At 42.0% G+C, this 17920-nt stretch carries 16 protein-coding genes; 7 read left to right on the top strand and 9 right to left on the bottom strand.

The window, feature by feature from the left end:
- Nucleotides 1-1370 precede the first annotated feature (1370 nt).
- Entirely contained in the window at nt 1371-3308 is a 1938-nt protein-coding gene (gene gyrB / locus ACFFRD_RS14445) for a DNA topoisomerase (ATP-hydrolyzing) subunit B (protein WP_190935604.1), read from the bottom strand.
- 197 nt (nt 3309-3505) lie between these two features.
- Between gyrB and miaA the strand changes: the two genes are divergently transcribed.
- A complete protein-coding gene (miaA, locus tag ACFFRD_RS14440) occupies nt 3506-4414 on the top strand; it encodes a tRNA (adenosine(37)-N6)-dimethylallyltransferase MiaA (protein WP_392482077.1) in 909 nt (302 codons plus the stop codon).
- A 54-nt stretch (nt 4415-4468) separates the two neighbouring features.
- Here the strand turns inward: miaA and ACFFRD_RS14435 are convergent, their stop codons facing one another.
- Complete coding sequence (locus ACFFRD_RS14435; protein ID WP_392482076.1) at nt 4469-5176, bottom strand: Uma2 family endonuclease; 708 nt, start codon at nt 5174-5176, stop codon at nt 4469-4471.
- 106 nt (nt 5177-5282) lie between these two features.
- On the opposite strand from ACFFRD_RS14435, the gene ACFFRD_RS14430 reads away from it, so the two are divergent.
- A complete protein-coding gene (locus ACFFRD_RS14430) occupies nt 5283-5867 on the top strand; it encodes a nucleotidyltransferase domain-containing protein (protein WP_392482075.1) in 585 nt (194 codons plus the stop codon).
- Between the two features lie 110 nt (nt 5868-5977).
- On the opposite strand, the gene ACFFRD_RS14425 is transcribed toward ACFFRD_RS14430, so the two are convergent.
- Complete coding sequence (locus tag ACFFRD_RS14425; RefSeq protein ID WP_392482074.1) at nt 5978-6679, bottom strand: diacylglycerol/polyprenol kinase family protein; 702 nt, start codon at nt 6677-6679, stop codon at nt 5978-5980.
- 61 nt (nt 6680-6740) lie between these two features.
- Between ACFFRD_RS14425 and yidD the strand changes: the two genes are divergently transcribed.
- The 3 genes from yidD to ychF all read left to right on the top strand — a co-directional run bounded on the left by yidD (nt 6741) and on the right by ychF (nt 8528).
- Nucleotides 6741-6977 carry a membrane protein insertion efficiency factor YidD gene (yidD, locus tag ACFFRD_RS14420; RefSeq protein ID WP_392482073.1) on the top strand — a complete coding sequence of 79 codons (237 nt, stop codon included), beginning with the start codon at nt 6741-6743 and terminating at the stop codon, nt 6975-6977.
- Between the two features lie 186 nt (nt 6978-7163).
- Nucleotides 7164-7391, top strand: a complete 228-nt coding sequence (locus ACFFRD_RS14415) for a hypothetical protein (RefSeq protein WP_179071914.1) — start codon at nt 7164-7166, stop codon at nt 7389-7391.
- A gap of 45 nt (nt 7392-7436) precedes the next feature.
- Nucleotides 7437-8528, top strand: a complete 1092-nt coding sequence (gene ychF, locus ACFFRD_RS14410; protein ID WP_392482072.1) for a redox-regulated ATPase YchF — start codon at nt 7437-7439, stop codon at nt 8526-8528.
- Nucleotides 8529-8721: 193 nt separating this feature from the next.
- Here the strand turns inward: ychF and ACFFRD_RS14405 are convergent, their stop codons facing one another.
- The 5 genes from ACFFRD_RS14405 to hisG all read right to left on the bottom strand — a co-directional run bounded on the left by ACFFRD_RS14405 (nt 8722) and on the right by hisG (nt 16222).
- Nucleotides 8722-9633: a hypothetical protein gene (locus tag ACFFRD_RS14405; RefSeq protein ID WP_190960975.1), complete on the bottom strand. Its 912-nt coding sequence runs from the start codon at nt 9631-9633 to the stop codon at nt 8722-8724.
- Nucleotides 9634-9815: 182 nt separating this feature from the next.
- Nucleotides 9816-12104 (bottom strand): response regulator, encoded by a 2289-nt coding sequence (locus ACFFRD_RS14400; RefSeq protein ID WP_392483073.1) that lies wholly within the window; start codon nt 12102-12104, stop codon nt 9816-9818.
- 5 nt (nt 12105-12109) lie between these two features.
- Nucleotides 12110-12535 carry a response regulator gene (locus ACFFRD_RS14395; RefSeq protein WP_175586658.1) on the bottom strand — a complete coding sequence of 142 codons (426 nt, stop codon included), beginning with the start codon at nt 12533-12535 and terminating at the stop codon, nt 12110-12112.
- Nucleotides 12536-12552: 17 nt separating this feature from the next.
- The gene (locus tag ACFFRD_RS14390) at nt 12553-15114 is read right to left on the bottom strand and encodes a GAF domain-containing protein (RefSeq protein WP_392482071.1); all 2562 of its coding nucleotides are present in this window, start codon (nt 15112-15114) and stop codon (nt 12553-12555) included.
- Nucleotides 15115-15577: 463 nt separating this feature from the next.
- Complete coding sequence (gene hisG, locus ACFFRD_RS14385) at nt 15578-16222, bottom strand: ATP phosphoribosyltransferase (RefSeq protein ID WP_114082434.1); 645 nt, start codon at nt 16220-16222, stop codon at nt 15578-15580.
- A 66-nt stretch (nt 16223-16288) separates the two neighbouring features.
- Between hisG and rppA the strand changes: the two genes are divergently transcribed.
- Together rppA and ACFFRD_RS14375 are read left to right on the top strand one after the other, a co-directional pair.
- The gene (rppA, locus tag ACFFRD_RS14380; RefSeq protein ID WP_392482069.1) at nt 16289-16987 is read left to right on the top strand and encodes a two-component system response regulator RppA; all 699 of its coding nucleotides are present in this window, start codon (nt 16289-16291) and stop codon (nt 16985-16987) included.
- Nucleotides 16988-17003: 16 nt separating this feature from the next.
- Entirely contained in the window at nt 17004-17195 is a 192-nt protein-coding gene (locus ACFFRD_RS14375) for a hypothetical protein (protein WP_392482068.1), read from the top strand.
- Here ACFFRD_RS14375 and ACFFRD_RS14370 read toward each other — a convergent pair.
- Nucleotides 17190-17915 carry a biotin/lipoate A/B protein ligase family protein gene (locus ACFFRD_RS14370; RefSeq protein WP_392482067.1) on the bottom strand — a complete coding sequence of 242 codons (726 nt, stop codon included), beginning with the start codon at nt 17913-17915 and terminating at the stop codon, nt 17190-17192. The genes ACFFRD_RS14375 and ACFFRD_RS14370 overlap by 6 nt on opposite strands.
- Between the last annotated feature and the right edge of the window lie 5 nt (nt 17916-17920).

Below are 17920 nucleotides of genomic sequence, written 5' to 3'. Positions count from 1 at the left end.
AATACTCGTCTTTCTGAAAAAATTTGCCACTCTATACTAATGAGTTCAGACTGCTGGCAGATTTTCTTATAAAGACTCTTCCGATTGTAGCCTGTTTCACAGAAATTGCACTCTTTTTGTGTATTAATCATGAACTCCCAGAGTAATTATTAGCCACCATTACCAAAAAGACATTAAAAACAAGAGTTATACCCTGAAATTTTTCTCCACTTTTCGGAATTGCAGTGACGTTCTTATTACATTACAAAGTAAGTACGCTTGCTCCTGCTCGATTTCATGTATTTTACACAACATTAATTACTTAGGAAGAGTGCATTGTATGTTAACTCAGACGACAAGTATTAATCTAGCCATTTTTACATTTCCTTCATAAATTACGCATTCCTGAGATTAAAGCTAGTCTCTCGATTGGGTAAATACAACCAGGGTGGCGGTGCTTGCCTTAAAGAGTTAACCTTCTGCTTACTAATTACCTGAACTGAGGAGTTGAGGCTGTAGCATATCGACCTGATGGCAGATCAATTTAGGTTTAACTAATTCGGCCTTATTCACACGTTAGCGCACTGTGGCGATTTCAGCCCTATGAAACTTGACAAACTCTTCTTATTGTATACAAGGATATTTTAATCAATTCAAAAACAATTTGTCCTGTGGATTTGCCAGTATAGTCCTATTTCTGGCAAAACTTCATTAGATACATACGATACAATCGCGATCGCTACGGCAGTACATGAAGATATTAACAAGTTTTCAGCCAGATGGTGTGTGCTTCCAGTAGCATTATCTGAAGCCGAGAGAACCCAGAAAATTACCTGATAATTTTAGTTACAAAGCTGGATTGCGTAACTTAATTGTAAATTTCAATACTTATATTTCGGTAACTTTCTGTCATCTTATGATGAGAAATCCTCAAAATACTTATTAATTGCTGTTTGATAGATGATATTCAGTGATTTTCTTAAAGCATAACAAATGTGTTTCTAGTTGGTGGACAAAATTAATTAGCTAGTCAGTGCAAAAAGTATTGTGCCAACTAGCTTTCCAGTAAAGTTGGTAGTTTTGCTAACACTAGAAGATTGAATTTTCGTCAGATATTGACAATAAGCAAATTATATGAATTATCAAAAATTTCAAATTTACGTAAGAGTTACGGAATAACATAGACGGTTGGCGTAGCCTCTCGTAGAGAAGCGGCTTGACAAAGGCTACCACAGAGGTGCAGTTGTATAAAGCATTTATGAAATCTTGCTTTGTCATCACCCAAAAGAAGTATTTTTATAGAAGCCTAGGAAATAAAAAAGGTAATGGGTGAAAACGTATCACTCATTACCAATGTCACAAATTATTAGAGTAGTGGTAGGGAATTGATATTAAATATCTAAATCGGTGAAGTTGAGTTTAGAACCATAAGTTTCGATAAATTCTCGTCTGGGTGCGACACGATCGCCCATTAAGATTGTGAAGATGCGATCGGCTTCGGCTGCATCCTCAATTTCGACTTGCTTCATTTTGCGGGTTTCTGGGTTCATTGTGGTATCCCAGAGTTGTTGTGGCATCATTTCACCCAAACCTTTGAAGCGTTGGATGGTATAGTTGGCGTTAGCAGGGAATTTGGCGATCGCTTGATTCTTTTCGCGATCGCTATAGCAGTACTCATGATTACGTCCCCGTTCTACTTTAAACAGTGGGGGACAAGCAATATAAATAAAGCCTTGTTCGATGAGCGCTCGTTGATATCGATAGAAGAATGTTAACAACAAAGTACGGATGTGCGCTCCATCTACGTCAGCATCCGTCATGATGACTATGCGGTGATAACGCAGTTGGTTGGAATCGAATTCATCACCTTTGACACCTAAACCGAGGGCTGTAATTAACGATTGAACTTCGTTATTTTTATAAATTTTAGCGTCGTCGGTTTTTTCAATGTTAAGAATTTTACCACGTAGAGGCAAGATAGCTTGAGTGCGGCGATCGCGTCCCTGTTTTGCACTCCCGCCTGCTGAGTCACCTTCCACGATGAATATCTCAGATTCGCTAGGGTCACGAGAACTACAATCTGCCAATTTACCAGGTAATGGCGAAGATTCTAGTACAGATTTGCGTCGAACTAATTCCCGCGCATGACGCGCTGCTTCTGCGGCTTTAAAGGCTTGGATAGCTTTATCTAAAATTGAATCTGCGATCGCCGGATGAAATTCTAGATATTCAGTGAGGACTTCTCCTACCAGAGAATCGACAATCCCCCGCACTTCGGTGTTACCGAGTTTGGTTTTGGTTTGTCCTTCAAATTCTGGGTCTGGGACTTTAACGGAAATTACCGCAGTCAAACCTTCCCGGACGTGTTCGCCACTGAGGTTAGGTTCATTCTCTTTAATTTTATTGCGCTTGCGGGCGATCGCATTTAATGTCCGAGTCAAAACCGCCTTCAACCCTTCTAAGTGCGTACCACCATCTACCGTACGAATATTGTTAGCAAAACCTAACACATTATCCGTATAAGCATCAGTACACCATTGCAAAGAAACTTCCACTTGTACGTTGTTGCGTTCGCCCTGTACATAGATAATTTCTTCATGCAGAGGTTGCTTTTCACGGTTCATGTAAGCAATGTACTCTTTGATCCCACCCTTGTAATTGTAGGATTCTACCTTCGGTGTATCGCTTTTTAGTAGTTCTAGCCGGTTATCGGTAAAGGTAATTTTTACACCTGCATTCAAATACGCCAACTCCCGTAGGCGACCTGATAAAGTGATGTAATCAAACTCAATGCTAGTTGTAAAGATTTGGGTATCTGGCTTGAAAGTGACAGAAGTTCCAGTTCTCTCTTCTTTGTAAGGCTTGGTTTGCAGTTCGGTAACTGGGATACCGCGTTCATAGCGTTGGAGATGAACCTTTTTATCTCGCCAAACTGTAACTTCTACAACTTCAGATAGGGCATTAACAACAGAAATACCAACCCCGTGCAATCCTCCAGAAACCTTGTAGCCACCGCCGCCAAACTTACCACCAGCGTGTAGTACCGTCATCACGGTTTCTAAAGCTGATTTCCCGGTGCGCGAGTGAGTATCAACGGGAATACCGCGACCATCATCTGTTACAGTTACGGAACCATCAGCGTTGATATCCACCTCTATATGAGTGCAATGACCCGCCAAAGCCTCATCGATTGAATTGTCCACCACCTCGTAAACTAAATGGTGGAGTCCTCGCGGCCCGGTGGTACCAATGTACATTCCTGGTCGTTTGCGGACGGCTTCCAGACCTTCCAGAACTTGAATCTGATCGGCACTGTAACTGCTCGTCATGTAAACTCTCCTGATGCGTGGGGTTAAACTCGCCTAAAAATAAATAAAAGCAAAAACACTCCAAAATTGTAACACAAAAGCCTTGCTAGCGTCTGTAGGGCATTTTCAAGAGAAGTTTATACTAGGGTTGCACTACCATGCAATAAGGGCAAACGTGGGCATGGGAGAAAGAGAAGAAAATTAATGACTAATGACTAATGACTAAATTAATTGTGATTTGTGGGGCGACGGCAACGGGTAAGTCGAGTTTGGCTTTGGCTTTGGCGATGCGGTTTGGTTCTGTAATTATTAGTGCCGATTCTCGTCAAGTTTACCGTAAGTTTGATATTGGGACGGCAAAACCAACTGTGGCTGAACAAAAATTAGTGCCGCACTATTTAATAGATATCTGCGATCCCACAGACACGATGACAGTAGCAGACTACCAGGAACAAACACAAGCGTTAATTGCTTCTGTTGATGTTACGCCACTTTTGCTAGTTGGTGGTACTGGTTTATATATCCGTTCTATTGTCCAAGGAATGAAAATTCCGAGAGTTGCACCACAAATGGAATTGCGATCGCAACTTGAATCTCTAGGTCAGCTTCAACTCTACGCCATGTTACAACAAGTTGACCCCGTTGCAGCACAAAAAATTCATGCTAATGATTCAGTACGAACTCTAAGAGCATTAGAGGTATATTATGTTACTGGATGCCCGATTTCCGAACAACAAGGGGAGAATCCGCCGAATTACCCGATTTTGCAAATTGGTTTGGATTGCGATGTTGAAAAGTTGGGGAATCGGATTAAACAGCGTACTGACCAAATGATAGCAGATGGTTTGGTTGCGGAGGTGGAATATCTTTGTCAAAAATATGGCGCTGATTTGTCTTTGTTAAATACTTTGGGCTATCAAGAAATCAAGCAATATTTAGCTGGGGATATTTCCTTAGATGAAGCGAAAGAATTAACAATTTTGCATACACGACAATTTGCCAAGCGACAACGCACTTGGTTTCGCGCATATCCCCAAATTGAATGGTTTGATGCGAATAATCCTGATTTATTAGATAAGGTTTGGCATCGGATAAATGAGTTTACAAATTGCGCTCATTCTTCGTGAGATTTTTGCTCATATTATAAAGACGCAAAATTTTCGCGTTTTTACATGAGTGTCCTAGAGAGTTTCGAGATCGATGCCCATAGCTCGTAGCCGTTCTGCTAAAATTTGGGTGCGTTGTTCAGCTTGTTCTGCGCGTTCTTGTTCCTGTTCTGCGCGTTCATCTCCAGTTAGCAAAACAGTACCATCTTGGTGGCACCAGCGTAACCAAGTATCCTGTCTATCTTCAAATTTACCTTCCCATAGAGTTATACCTAAACCAACTTGTTCTAACCAAGTTTCTGAAGTTTCAAAGTAGCGTGTTCCCCTTAGTTCATAAACATACAACGTTTTTTCTGCTAATTGCTGATTTGGGTCATATACGATGTAGTAACTAGCCCGCATGTGTTCATAAACTTGCAGTTTTTTGCCCAGTTCATCACCTTCTTTATTAGAGACAATTTCGAGGACAACTTCTGGAGGTTTGCCAAAACGCCAAACCATATAACAACGATTTTGTTTTTCCCACAAATTTTCAGGTACTTGGACATCTAAGCTGAGAAAGACATCAGGAACAATGGGTGGTTGAAGGTCTGTGTAGTAAATACCTACATTCGCTTCAGCTAAAAAAGTTTGGTTTTGTAGAGAACTGTAAAGAGAGCCAATTAAAAGGCGTTGTTGTTTGGCAGATGCGAAATTGTCCACAGGTGTATCATTTTCAGTAACTAGCTGGTTGGCATCTGGCACATAGTAATCATCATCATTGATTAGAACTTGCTGAACCATGACTTTATCCAGTATTAAGAGCGTTATTTCTAGGTTAATTGATTAGGGATAGAAGAGTGTATTGACTCAATATTTTATACTGAAAAATTGTGAGGATTAGTCATAAATGGAATCTTTTTCAGAACTTGTGAAGCTTTCTAGGCTATTAAATGATTTCAGACAACCCTGGTTTGTAGCAGGTGGATGGGCGATAGACCTTTTTATAGGAGATGTAACTAGGGTACATAAAGATATAGAAATCGCAATATTTAGGAAAGACCAAAGCAGGTTGCGAGAATATTTATTTGGCTGGGAATTTACTAAGGTTGTTAATGGAAAAATAGAGCCTTGGAATCAAGACGAATGGTTAGAGTTACCGATACATGAAATTCATGCTCATCCTAAAAATATTTTATTCTCGGAACTAGAGATTCTATTGAATGAGTCTTCAGAAAGCGAATGGAGATTTCAGAGAAATCTTGATATTGCACGTCCATTATCAATAATTCGGTTGCGTTCTGATATTGATGTACCATTCCTAGCTCCAGAAATTGTACTCTTATACAAAGCCAAGAATCCCAGGTCTAAGGACGAAGATGATTTTCATCGTGTATGCAGCTTACTGGATGAAGAACGTCAAGTTTGGCTTAAGCAAGCAATAACAGTGTGTCACCCTGGACACCATTGGCTTACAGAACTTGATGCTAGTTGAAGATGGGTGCGATCGCGATCTCAGCCCATTAAATCTGTGTTTTTGCTCCCATATCCTTTGAACTAGATATTTAGAGAAACGTATCGGGCAAGTATCTGTTGTTTGCTCAATTAGAAATAGACTAATTGACTTAAAAAGAAGGCGAGGGCTGCACTACCCAAAGGGACTGTCAAATTATCAATACCCAAAAAAGAAAAAGCCTCTAAAACTGTAGCGATAAATGCAACCACGAATGATATTACCCAAGTTTGCCAACTGTTTCCTTGAGTTCCAACTAAAATTAAAATACTGATGAAATAGCTAACAAACATCATAGTTAGGGAGCCTTCCCAACTTTTTTGTGTGCCAAAGACTTTATACTTGTGTGTACCAAAGCGTTGTCCAATTAAGGCTGCTAGTCCATCTCCCCAAGTCATGATCAAAATTCCTAGTGCTGCGTACTGGGGTTGTTGTAAGTACCAGAAGCTGGCAACTAAAATACCGAAACTAACAGAGTAAAAAAATGTCCCGAAACTTTGCCGCCCAACGCTATTAATACCAGGAAGAATAGGCAATCGGTAGGATAATAAGGTGATTGCACTAGCTAAAATAGAAGCTGTAATCCCTACACTGGCGGGGATATCGAGCCACCAAGCGATTAAAATCACGTTTCCAGTGCCAATATGAACTATCTTCCGCACGATTTCTGGCTTGTCGGCAAAGCGGTTTACCAACCCTGCAATCAGAAGGATGAGTAACACCCAAATTGCAGTAATCGCAATTTGCAGCCATAAAACCGGAATTGAGGTTAAGTCAGAAAATGTAATCAACAAAGATGTAACAAAATGAAAGATTTTACCTCTGTTACTAATTTATAAGATTTAGGTAACTGCAATGAAACTATTATTTATTTGGCTGATTCGGGGCTACCGAATGTTTATATCGCCGTTGTTTCTCCCGACTTGTCGCTTTCAACCAACTTGTTCGATGTATGCTATTGAAGCTATTGAACGATTTGGAGTGTTACGTGGTAGCTGGATGGCAACTCGGCGGATTTTGCGCTGTCATCCGTTTCATCCAGGTGGTTACGATCCAGTGCCGGAGGCGGTGGAGAAGGTGAAGGAGGAGTAGTTTTGTGCAAAGGGTGGGGAATTGAGGTTGGAGTTTAAACGCAAAGGGGCGCGGAGGGACGCAGAGAATGAGAAGAGGGGTAAATTATTAAAGGATGTATTCGTGGGTATAGGTATTTGGGGAGATGTCAACAGATGAGGTTGTCATCTAGCGTGGGAAGGTTGAATAATTTAATTTAGACTTACGATGATTAATTTTACTGCGATTTCTATACCTGAACCACAAATTCCTACTCCTGGCCCGAGTCCGCTACCTAGCCCCAATCCTGAGCCGAATCCGCTACCTAGTCCCGAACCTGTACCGGGGCCAGCGATTCCTCAACCCTTACCGGGGCCTGTACCAGAAACAGTACCTGCTCCTATTCCTCAGACGGTTCCAGGGCCAATTCCCCAAACCATACCGGAACCTGTTTAGATTACCTTGGTAATGTAATCCAAAATCTCAAATCTAAAATCCAAAATGCTAAGAGCCGGAATTGTCGGACTTCCCAACGTCGGAAAATCTACTTTATTTAATGCTGTAGTTGCTAATGCTAAGGCAGAAGCAGCTAACTTCCCTTTTTGCACGATTGAACCGAATGTCGGCGTTGTCGCAGTACCGGATGAACGGTTAAATGTTCTTGCTAAGATTGCCACTTCGGTACAAACTATCCCGGCGCGGGTGGAATTTGTAGATATTGCCGGTTTAGTTAAAGGTGCAAGTCAGGGTGAGGGACTAGGAAATCAATTCCTGTCCCACATCCGAGAAGTTGATGCGATTGTTCATGTGGTACGTTGTTTTGAAAATGACGATATTATCCACGTTGCTGGTTCTGTTGATCCAGCACGAGATATTGAAATCATTAATATAGAATTGGGTTTATCAGATTTATCACAAATTGAGCGGCGAATTGATCGCACTCGCAAACAAGCTCGTACCAACAAAGATGCACAGTTTGAAATCACAGTTTTAGAAAAATTGGCTGCGGCTTTAAATGAAGGTAAATCGGTGCGTCAGGTAAGTTTGAATGAAGAAGAAGAAGTAATTATTAAAGGGCTGGATTTGCTCACTTATAAACCGATTATCTACGCCGCGAATGTATCTGAAGATGAGTTGGCAACTGGTAATCATTTTGTGGAAACAGTGCGGCAAATCGCAGCAACAGAAAATGCCCAAGTTGTGATAGTTTCGGCTCAAGTTGAAGCTGAATTAGTGGAATTACCAGAGGAAGATAAAGCTGATTTTCTTGCGTCTTTAGGTGTGGAAGAAGGCGGTTTGAAATCGTTGATTCGGGCAACTTACTCGCTTCTCGGCTTGCGGACATATTTTACCTGCGGCCCCAAAGAAACCCGCGCTTGGACAATTAATGCCGGAATGTCTGCACCTCAAGCTGCTGGTGTAATTCACAGTGATTTTGAGCGGGGATTTATTCGCGCTGAAACTGTCGCTTATAAAGATTTGGTAACAACTGGTTCGATGAATGCTGCGAAGGAAAAAGGGTTGGTTCGCAGTGAAGGAAAAGAGTATGTTGTGCAAGAAGGGGATGTAATGTTGTTCCGATTTAATGTGTAGGGGTAATTAATTAAGTGGCCGTTATCAATCAGATAATGGTCAACTTATACCAAATTGCGATCGCCAGGTACGCCATCGCACTGTATACTTTGACACTCCTTAAAGAGTTGTTAGGCGATCGCAAATAAACGCAAATAAACCAGTAATCTGTTTTCAGATAGCAGTTTCCACAGGTTATTAAAGGACATATCGCTCAGTTACTCCCACCCACCATGTATACATAGGAACCCAAATTCTCATCATCCGTACCAATAATCACACCGCCTTCTGCACCGGGAACAAGTTCCATACCTTCAATTTTGTGGTAATCAGAGCGGTAAAGAGGAACAAGTTGAGAATTTTGCTGCCATACAATTTTGTGATCACGCAATCCCAGATAACCAGCGACATACACAGCTGACTGAAATGGGCCATCGTCTCCGGCATCATTTGCTGAGGTGATGTACACAATTCCTACAGGGTCTACCTTAATGTCTGATATATGACGTACATTGCCAGATGGAAACGGTACTTTCAGATTGGCAGAACCTGCGAGAGTAATTTGATATTTAGCCAAGTCAAACACTCCCCAAAATATAGTTGCTGGTTGTTCACCTTCGCCTCGATGTGCCCAAATAGCAACTAATTTTCCGTCTATATTTTGTAATCCAAATCCTTCAAAATTATTTCCTTGAATAATTTCTGGTAGATTGAATTCTTTGAGAACCAAGATAGTTTGATTGGCAGGGTTTAACCTGATAAAATAAGCTTTACCAGAACTGCTTAAAGCGATAAAAGAGAATTTTGTTTTCTCAGGAATAGATGTTAAAGCTTCTAAGTCGATGGGCAATTCTATGTTACTTGGCCACTTTAATGGGAAATATTCAGGTTGGTTTTTTCCTTTAATACTAATAATTGCTAAACGGGTTTGATTGGGTTTTTTGTTGTCATGGACGATCAGAAAATCTAGGGTATTGCTTTGCTGCTTTATCAAAGCCATACCACTGATCCCGAAAGGGATACCACCGCGAACTGGTCGCCAATCTTGCGCCCAAACTTGCACAGATATGAGTAACAATGCACTCAAGACTACTATATTTATAATTAACTTGAGAAACCGAGGCATATTAAAAGGGATTGGGCATGGGGTATTGAGCATTGGGTGTGGGGTTAAAAAAACTCTTCCCACTCGCTACACTCCGTAATAGAAGTGTGTTGGTCGATGCCCAATCATATCAAATCCGAAAAATTTTCACCTGCACAAGCAAGTAGTATTTTATCCCTATATTTAGCAGTGTGATTACGTATTTAGTTGGCTCCCGATAGTACTTTCTGTAAAGAAACCAATAATTCGTTGACAGTATAGGGCTTGACCAAAAATGTATTGACACCAATAGCAGCTACTGAACTGAGCTTATTTTCAGACATAAGTCCACTGCTGGCAATAATTCTGACTTTGGGGTTAATTTTTTGCAGGGTACGGATGGCAGTTAAACCATCGAGTGAAGGTAGCATAATATCCATCAGTACGGCACTAATTTTATCCCGGTTTTGAGCGTATACCGCGATCGCTTCAATGCCATCATTGGCAATTAGGGTTTTGTAGTTATGAGTTTCCAGTGATGTTTTGGTAATCTCTTGAATGGCAACTTCATCATCCACAATCAAAATCAATTCTCCATGTCCCGTCTGTGGTGGCAATTCTTCGGGAGTAAATGTTTCCATTCCTTCCACTGCCGGCAAGTAAACTTTAAAGCTGGTGCCACTTCCCAGTTCGCTATAGACGTTCACAAAACCACCGTGGCTTTTAATGATCCCCAGGACAGTGGAAAGTCCTAACCCTGTGCCTTTTCCAACATCTTTTGTGGTAAAGAATGGCTCGAAAATTCTATCTAAGATTTCTTTAGGAATCCCAACTCCCGTATCGGAGACAGTAATTACTATGTAAGGCCCCTCTTTGGCTTCCAGGTTCATGCGGGCATAATTTTCATCAATCAACAGATTTTCAGCAATAATAGTCAAATTACCGCCATTTGGCATTGCATCGCGGGCATTAACGCAGAGATTCATTAATACTTGATGCAGTTGGGTGCTATCTCCAGAAACCATCCACAAATCTTGCAGGACATCAGTGCTGATTTGTATGGATTTGGGAAATGTCTCTTTAAGAATCTTGGCAACTTCCACAATCAGATGTCTGAGTTGTAAAGTGATACGTTTCCCTTCTACACCCCGTGCAAAGGACAGCACCTGTTTGACTAAATCAGCCCCGCGTCTAGCGTTGATTTCCAAAATTTCCAGTAGATGGCGAGTCCGCTCATCTGCATCGGGAAATTTGAGTGGTAAGAGTTGCGCTCCTGCCAAAATCGGTGTCAGGATATTGTTGAGGTCGTGAGCAATGCCACTAGCTAAGGTGCCAATACTTTCCAAGCGTTGGGCGCGAAATAATTGGGCTTCTAGATGTTTTTTATCGGTAATATCTGTGTCAACGGTGAGAATCGCTTTAGGTTTTCCTTGTTCGCTGCACACCAAACTCCAGCGACTCGCAACAAGGATTTCCTTACCCATTTTAGTCAGTTTAGTTAACTCGCCCTGCCACTTACCTTTACTAGTAGCTTGTAAAAGAGCCGCTTCGATTTCTGGTGAAGGTTCGTCAAACAAAAGCTCAGTAGCATTTTTGCCCCAAGCTTCTGTAGCTTTCCAGCCGTAAAGTGTTTCTGCGCCTTTGTTCCAGAAAATAATTTGATTGTTTAAATCTCGCACGCAAATGGCATCTGTGGTGACATCTAGTAATGCTGCTTGTTCGCGGATTTTTTCTTCTGCCAATTTGCGTTCGCGTAGCGCAGCTTGTCGTTCGCTAATATCAATACTCGCGCATGTCACGCCCACAACTTCTTGCGACTCATTCCGCAATGGCTCAACTGTCAAATCGTAATATCGAGTTATATCTTTGATTGTAATTGATACTTCCTCTCGCGTTCCTATACCAGTGGTTAGCACCCCACGTTTAATTGTGGTAAGACGTTGAGCATCTTCACCTGGGATAATATCCAAGTCTTGTTTGCCCAATATTTCTTCAACTGTCAATCCAGATGGCGGATTGTAAACCCAGGTGTAGCGTAAATCTATATCTTGGTTGTAGACAAAGATGGGAGAGTTTTTGAGGGCCACCCGAAATCGCTCCTCACTATGGCGCAATGCGTCGTCTGCCCGTTGACGTTCGATGGCATAACGCATGGAACGTACCAGCAAGTCGCCAGTTACTTGCCCTTTCACCAAATAATCCTGCGCTCCTTCTTGCATCGCCCTAATTGCTAGGGTTTCATCATTTATACCCGTCAGCACAATTATGGGAGTAGCTTTAGCCTGATGGTGAGCGATGACAAAGGTTTCTAGCCCCTGGCTATCTGGCAGCGAGAGGTCTAGTAGAATCACATCAAAAATTTCCTTTGCTAAGTAGTTAATTGCTTCCGAAAGCCGCTCAACGGGCATCAAATCAACTACAACTGTGGTAACTTCCTTTAAAAGCTCCTGTAATAATAAAACATCACCAGGGTTATCTTCTACTAACAAGACTTTAATATTTTTACCTGCCATTTCCACTACTCCGGTGGCAGTTTTACGATCGCAAACCAAAAATTTTCTATTGATTGTACAATTTTAACGAATTGATCGAAATCTACTGGCTTAGTTATATAACAGTTTGCACATAAATTATATGCTTTGAGGATGTCTTCTTCAGCTTGGGAAGTCGTCAGAATTACCACAGGAATTCGCTTGAGCTTTTCATCTCCTTTGATTTCTGCCAGTACCTCCCGCCCATCTTTTCTGGGGAGATTTAAATCGAGCAACACAATATCGGGATGGACTGCTTTAACATATTTTTCTTGTTTTCGCAAGAATGCCATCGCCTCCACACCATCTTCGACGACGTTGAGGTTAATCGAGATTTTACTATCTTCTAGGGCGATGCGTGTAAGTTGGGCATCGCCAGGATTGTCCTCTACTAACAAAACCTCAATAGGCATAATCGCTGTTATAACGCTCACGATTGCTTACCTGCTCTATCTGGAATTGTGAAGTAGAAAGTCGAGCCTTGACCCGGTTTCGATTCAACCCAGATCCTGCCGCCGTGACGTTCTATAATTTTTTTACAAATTGCCAGACCAATTCCAGTACCAGGATACTTGTCTCTACCGTGCAAGCGCTGAAAAATTATAAAAATACGTTCTGCATACTGGGATTCCAAACCAATCCCATTATCACGTATCGAGAATAACCATTCATCTGCCAATGGTATAGAATTTAAACTTTCTTCGTCTGAGTTTGGATTTGGCTTGGCTACCCCAATGTGAATTTGTGGCTGCTGATTCTGGCAAAATTTGATCGCGTTGCCAATCAGGTTTTGAAATACTTGTGTGAGTTGGGTAGTATCAGCCATCACTTCAGGAAAAGAATCGTAAGTGACAATTGCCTGATTATCTGCGATCGCAATTTGGAGATTAGCGATCGCCCGTTGTAAGATTACATCACAATCAACTAATTTAAAGGGCTGTCCACGGGTGCTGACGCGGGAATAGTTCAACAAATCGTTGATTAGGGTCTGCATTCGCCGCGCCCCATCTACTGCGTAGGTGATAAACTGATCGGCATTGGCATCAAGTTGATTTTTGTATCTTCGCTCTAGTAGCTGTAAATAACTTGTTACCATCCGTAACGGCTCTTGCAAGTCATGGGAAGCCACATAAGCAAACTGTTCCAATTCCGCATTAGAACGGACTAGTTCTTGGCTTTGCTGGGTTTCTTTTTCTAATAGTTGCGCTTGAGATAAAGCAATGCCAATTTGGTTAGCTAATTGCTGTAACAACTCCGTCTCAAAGTTATTCCACTTTCGAGGTGCGGCACACTGATGAGCCAGCAACAAGCCCCAAATGCCATCTCTGACGAGAATTGGTACTACGAGATTAGCTCTGACAGCAAACTGCTGAAGAAATTCTCGATGGCATGGTTGAATGTGAGCAGCTTCAATGTCTTCCATCGCACTGACTCTGCCTTGGCGATATCTTTCTATATATTCTTCTTTAAAGCAGGGATCAAAAATATTTTCTCCTAGAATTACCGGCCAACCAGGTAGCACCGCCTCTTGCACTACTGTTCCCGAACCATCAGACTCTAGTCGAAAAATTAACACACGGTCAGCTTGTAGTAATTTTTGTACCTCTGTCACCGTGGTTTGAAGAATTTCATCTATTTGTAAAGATTCTCGAATTTTCAGGGTGATTTCTGCAAATAATTGCGATCGCAAATTCTGCCGCTTTAATTCTTCATCTGCCTGCTTGCGATCTGTGATATCTGTATAAGAACCCACCATGCGAACTATATCACCCAATGCGTCCCAAAGTGCTTGTCCTCGATCTAGAATCCATTTATAGCTGCCGTCTTGGCACTGGACTCGATATTCACAGACATAAAACGGTGTTTTCTTGGCAAAGTGGTCTTGGAAGGCTTGAAGTACCCAATCTCGCTCATCGGGGTGGATTCGTTTTATCCATTCGTCCCAACCGTTGGAAACTTCGTGGTCTTTATAACCGAGTATTTCCTTCCACCGAGTTGAGAAGAACACTTCATTAGTCTTAAGGTTCCAATCCCAAATGCCATCATTATTACCATGTAATGCTAATTGCCAACGTTCTTCACTTTCTCGTAGTGCTTCTACTGTTCGCCGCCGTTCAGTAATGTCTTGAAAATAAATAGACAAGCCGTCTTTTGCAGGATAGGCATGGACTTGAAGCCAGCAGTTTAGTGGTGGATAAAACTCCTCAAATTCCACACTCACCTGTTCTAATATTGCCCTGTGATACTCACGGTAAAATGTTGTGCCGATGATTTCTGGAAACACTTCCCAGATGTTTTTACCCAGAAGCTCATTTTGTTTTTTTCGCAACAGCCGTTCTGCTTGACCATTAATGTAGGTGAATCGCGACTTTTTATCCAGGGCAAAAAACCCATCAGTGATGCTTTCAAGAAGATTATTGATGCGGGTTCTCGCAGCTTCAGACTGGACGCGGGCTGCTTGCTCTTGGGCCATGAGCTTTTCAGTAACTTGAGATACCTCAGTTACATAACGCCTAAGTTCTAGTTGGTCGATTACCAAGCGACTCAGAGCTACAAGCGCCTCCACTTGTTTTTGGCTCAATTCTTTGGGAACTTGGTCAATTACACACAGAGTTCCCAGCATATCTCCTTTGGGAGTAATTAAGGGTACACCTGCATAAAACCGTACATAAGGATAGCCAGTTACTACCGGATTATTTGCTAATTTTTCGTCAGCTAGGGTATCAGGAACCACCACAACGTTACGCCGCTCTTGGCAAAGGTAAGATAACCCAATACTCCGGGGCATTTCTGATACATCTAAACCTACTTTTGCCTTAAACCATTGACGGTTTTCATCAATAAAATTTACCAAAGAAATAGAAGTACCACAAATAAATGCTGCTAACTGAGCAAGATTGTCGTAAGCTTCTTCGGGTTCAGTGTCAAGAATTTGATACTGGCGGAGGGCTTCTAGCCGCGCTATTTCTGTATCAATTTGTCCAGCTTTCATTAATTTTTATGAAAAATCTAAATGTAATATTTCAGTCAACAGGATGACTGTCTCAAGAGTAGCTTAACTTTTGTTAACAATTATTAGTCATTTCCCCGCCTTTGGCTGTTCAGGAAATTCTGTTTCAATTTTGTCGTACTTCTACGGCAGGCGGGTACGCCATCGCACTAATCCTAGTGTAAACAAATTTAGTCGGCATGATGAGATTTAATTGTTGCAGACTATCTGCTAGTCATTTGTCACTACATCAAAGGTTGTGGTGAGAAAAATCATGATTTTGTTGATGAAAATCATGATTTTTTTGATGAAAACCTTAGTTTTATTTCTGAATTCTGCTGTAAGTAAGTTGGCGCGAAAAAAGTCAAGTATGTTACGAAACGTAAATAGGCTTAAAACCCTTACTGATGACCAATGACAAATGACCAATGACAGTTAGCTTTAATTGCGCCGACCAACTTAACTGTTAAACCTCTACCAAAACAGCTTCCCGCAGCTTGGCAATTACATCACTCACATTACCTGTGTTCATACGGTAACTCAGAGGATGGGCAATCAACCGCGCTGTGCTTTCATACAGGGTAGCGATTTCAATTAAACCATTTTCGCGCATAGTCCGCCCTGTAGAAACCAAATCCACGATCGCTTCTGACATTCCAGTAATCGGGCCTAATTCCACTGAACCATACAACGGTACGATTTCCACGGGTAAATCTAGACTGTGGAAATATTCACGAGCGCAATTTACATATTTTGAAGCAACTCTACCATGCGGTGGTAAATCTAAAGGCGATCGGTAAGAACTTGATGCTTGTACCGCCACTGACATCCGACAATACCCAAACTGCAAATCTACCAAGTGGGCAACTTGCGGCTGCTTCTCCCGCAGCACATCGTAACCAACAACACCCAGTTGTGCTTGACCATATTCTACATAGACAGGCACATCCTGCGCCCGCACCAACAAAGCTTTTGCAAGTCCCTTAGTATCAGGAATTTGAAGTTGGCGAGTTCCTGAATCTAAAAAAGCGCTAAAATCTAATCCCACAGATTGTAGCAAGCGGATGCTATTTTTAAGGAGTTCCCCTTTTGGCAATGCAACAGTCAGCATTCTTTTTCTTAATATCCTTGGCGTTCTGGCAGTTGAATAATATCTCTATATGCTTACCACAGCAGCATGAGAATTTTATTAGTTGATGATGAAGTTGAACTAACTGAACCCTTGAGTCGCTTGTTGACTCGTGAGGGTTATATTGTTGATGCCGCTTTCGATGGCACAATTGGCAGCGAATATGCACAAGCAGGCAGTTATGACCTACTAATTTTAGATTGGATGCTGCCAGGAAAAACGGGGTTAGAAATTTGTCAGCAATTGCGACGACAAGGCAAAACCACTCCCGTGTTGTTTCTCACAGCTAAAGATACTCTCGATGACCGTGTAGAAGGTTTAGATGCTGGTGCTGATGACTATTTAGTTAAACCTTTTGAACTGCGGGAGTTACTAGCCAGAGTCCGGGCTTTATTGCGTCGTTCTGGTTCCCAAACCTATGAAACCACCACCGGACGTTTAACCGTCGCTGATTTAGAACTAGATTGTGAAAATCAAGTCGCCTATCGCCAAGGACGAATAATTGAGTTATCGCAAAAAGAAAGCCAGTTGCTGCAATATTTTATGGAACACACTGGACAACTAATGACTCATGCTCAAATTATGGAAAATTTGTGGCAAGAGGAAGAACAACCCAGTAGTAATGTGATTGCAGCATTAATTCGTTTGCTGCGTCGTAAGATTGAGGTAGGTAGAGAAACTGCACTGATTCACACAGTCTACGGCAAAGGCTATCGTTTCGGTGCCTCCTCAGTGGAGTCTGTTTAGCCTGGATTTCTCACAAGTGAGAAATCCAAGGGGTGTGGGAGCTGTGGGAGGTGTGGGAGGATGGGGAAGAAATCTGACCCCGCACACTCCCCACACTCCCCACACTCCCCACACTCCCCACACTCCCCACACTCCCCACACTCCCCTTCCCTTGCAGGGAAGGGTTAACTCAACCCAGAAGCGCTATAACTTAGTAGGAAAATCATAGTTTTGCCAAAATTTCTTCCCACTCAGAGGGCGATAGGGGTTGTAACTCTATCTGCATATTAAAACAATCACTAGCTGCGGTGACTAAATCTGCAATAATCTTTTCCACACTCAGACTTTGAGGTAGTTGTACAGTCGTAAAAGATTCTGCACCAAATACTTGAGCAAACAGTTCAGCATCGGGTTGCAAACGGATGGAACCATGTTGCAAAATTGCTCCACTACGTCGCAGTTGAGCGCTACCAATGAGTTTGGCACCATCTGGCAAAACTAAATCTGCACTGGTTGCTGTGCCAAAACAGTTAGGGTTGTGGATGTAACCTCGCCCTTCTGTACCGTAATGTAATTCTACGCCGAGCGATCGCCATCCTTGAATCAAAAACTCACAAATTTTTTCGTACACCTGGAGGCGACTACCCGTAATTCCAGATGTGACTACAGCGTAAGTTAAATCACCTTGGTGTAATACCGCCCGTCCACCAGTAGGACGTTGCACTAAATCTAATTTCTGCCCTTGCCAAGTCAAATTTTGCCAATATTCAGGGTATTGTCGTTGATGATAGCCAAGAGAAATGGCAGATGGCGACCAGGTATAAAAGCGCAAAGTGGACGGATGTTTTCCAGACTGGTGCTGTTCTAGTAACCAGTTGTCAATAGCCATTTGCACATTACCAGCCGCCTCTAGCAAAGGAATTAGTCGCCACACCTGCTTGCTATACATCTAAT

The sequence above is a fragment of the Nostoc sp. C110 genome, from assembly GCF_043099725.1.
Taxonomy (GTDB): domain Bacteria; phylum Cyanobacteriota; class Cyanobacteriia; order Cyanobacteriales; family Nostocaceae; genus Nostoc; species Nostoc muscorum_A.
Note: the sequence above shows the minus strand (reverse complement) of the source record. Positions and strands in the feature narration are given on the sequence as shown.

What these genes read in the sequence shown, in the direction of transcription:
- yidD (WP_392482073.1), top strand. Translation starts at nt 6,741, where the DNA reads ATGAAACTATTATTTATTTGGCTGATTCGGGGCTACCGAATGTTTATA.
- ACFFRD_RS14435 (WP_392482076.1), bottom strand. Translation starts at nt 5,176, where the DNA reads ATGGTTCAGCAAGTTCTAATCAATGATGATGATTACTATGTGCCAGAT.
- ychF (WP_392482072.1), top strand. Translation starts at nt 7,437, where the DNA reads ATGCTAAGAGCCGGAATTGTCGGACTTCCCAACGTCGGAAAATCTACT.
- ACFFRD_RS14390 (WP_392482071.1), bottom strand. Translation starts at nt 15,114, where the DNA reads ATGAAAGCTGGACAAATTGATACAGAAATAGCGCGGCTAGAAGCCCTC.
- ACFFRD_RS14405 (WP_190960975.1), bottom strand. Translation starts at nt 9,633, where the DNA reads ATGCCTCGGTTTCTCAAGTTAATTATAAATATAGTAGTCTTGAGTGCA.
- ACFFRD_RS14370 (WP_392482067.1), bottom strand. Translation starts at nt 17,915, where the DNA reads ATGTATAGCAAGCAGGTGTGGCGACTAATTCCTTTGCTAGAGGCGGCT.
- gyrB (WP_190935604.1), bottom strand. Translation starts at nt 3,308, where the DNA reads ATGACGAGCAGTTACAGTGCCGATCAGATTCAAGTTCTGGAAGGTCTG.
- ACFFRD_RS14415 (WP_179071914.1), top strand. Translation starts at nt 7,164, where the DNA reads ATGATTAATTTTACTGCGATTTCTATACCTGAACCACAAATTCCTACT.
- miaA (WP_392482077.1), top strand. Translation starts at nt 3,506, where the DNA reads ATGACTAAATTAATTGTGATTTGTGGGGCGACGGCAACGGGTAAGTCG.
- ACFFRD_RS14430 (WP_392482075.1), top strand. Translation starts at nt 5,283, where the DNA reads ATGGAATCTTTTTCAGAACTTGTGAAGCTTTCTAGGCTATTAAATGAT.
- ACFFRD_RS14395 (WP_175586658.1), bottom strand. Translation starts at nt 12,535, where the DNA reads ATGCCTATTGAGGTTTTGTTAGTAGAGGACAATCCTGGCGATGCCCAA.
- hisG (WP_114082434.1), bottom strand. Translation starts at nt 16,222, where the DNA reads ATGCTGACTGTTGCATTGCCAAAAGGGGAACTCCTTAAAAATAGCATC.
- ACFFRD_RS14400 (WP_392483073.1), bottom strand. Translation starts at nt 12,104, where the DNA reads ATGGCAGGTAAAAATATTAAAGTCTTGTTAGTAGAAGATAACCCTGGT.
- rppA (WP_392482069.1), top strand. Translation starts at nt 16,289, where the DNA reads ATGAGAATTTTATTAGTTGATGATGAAGTTGAACTAACTGAACCCTTG.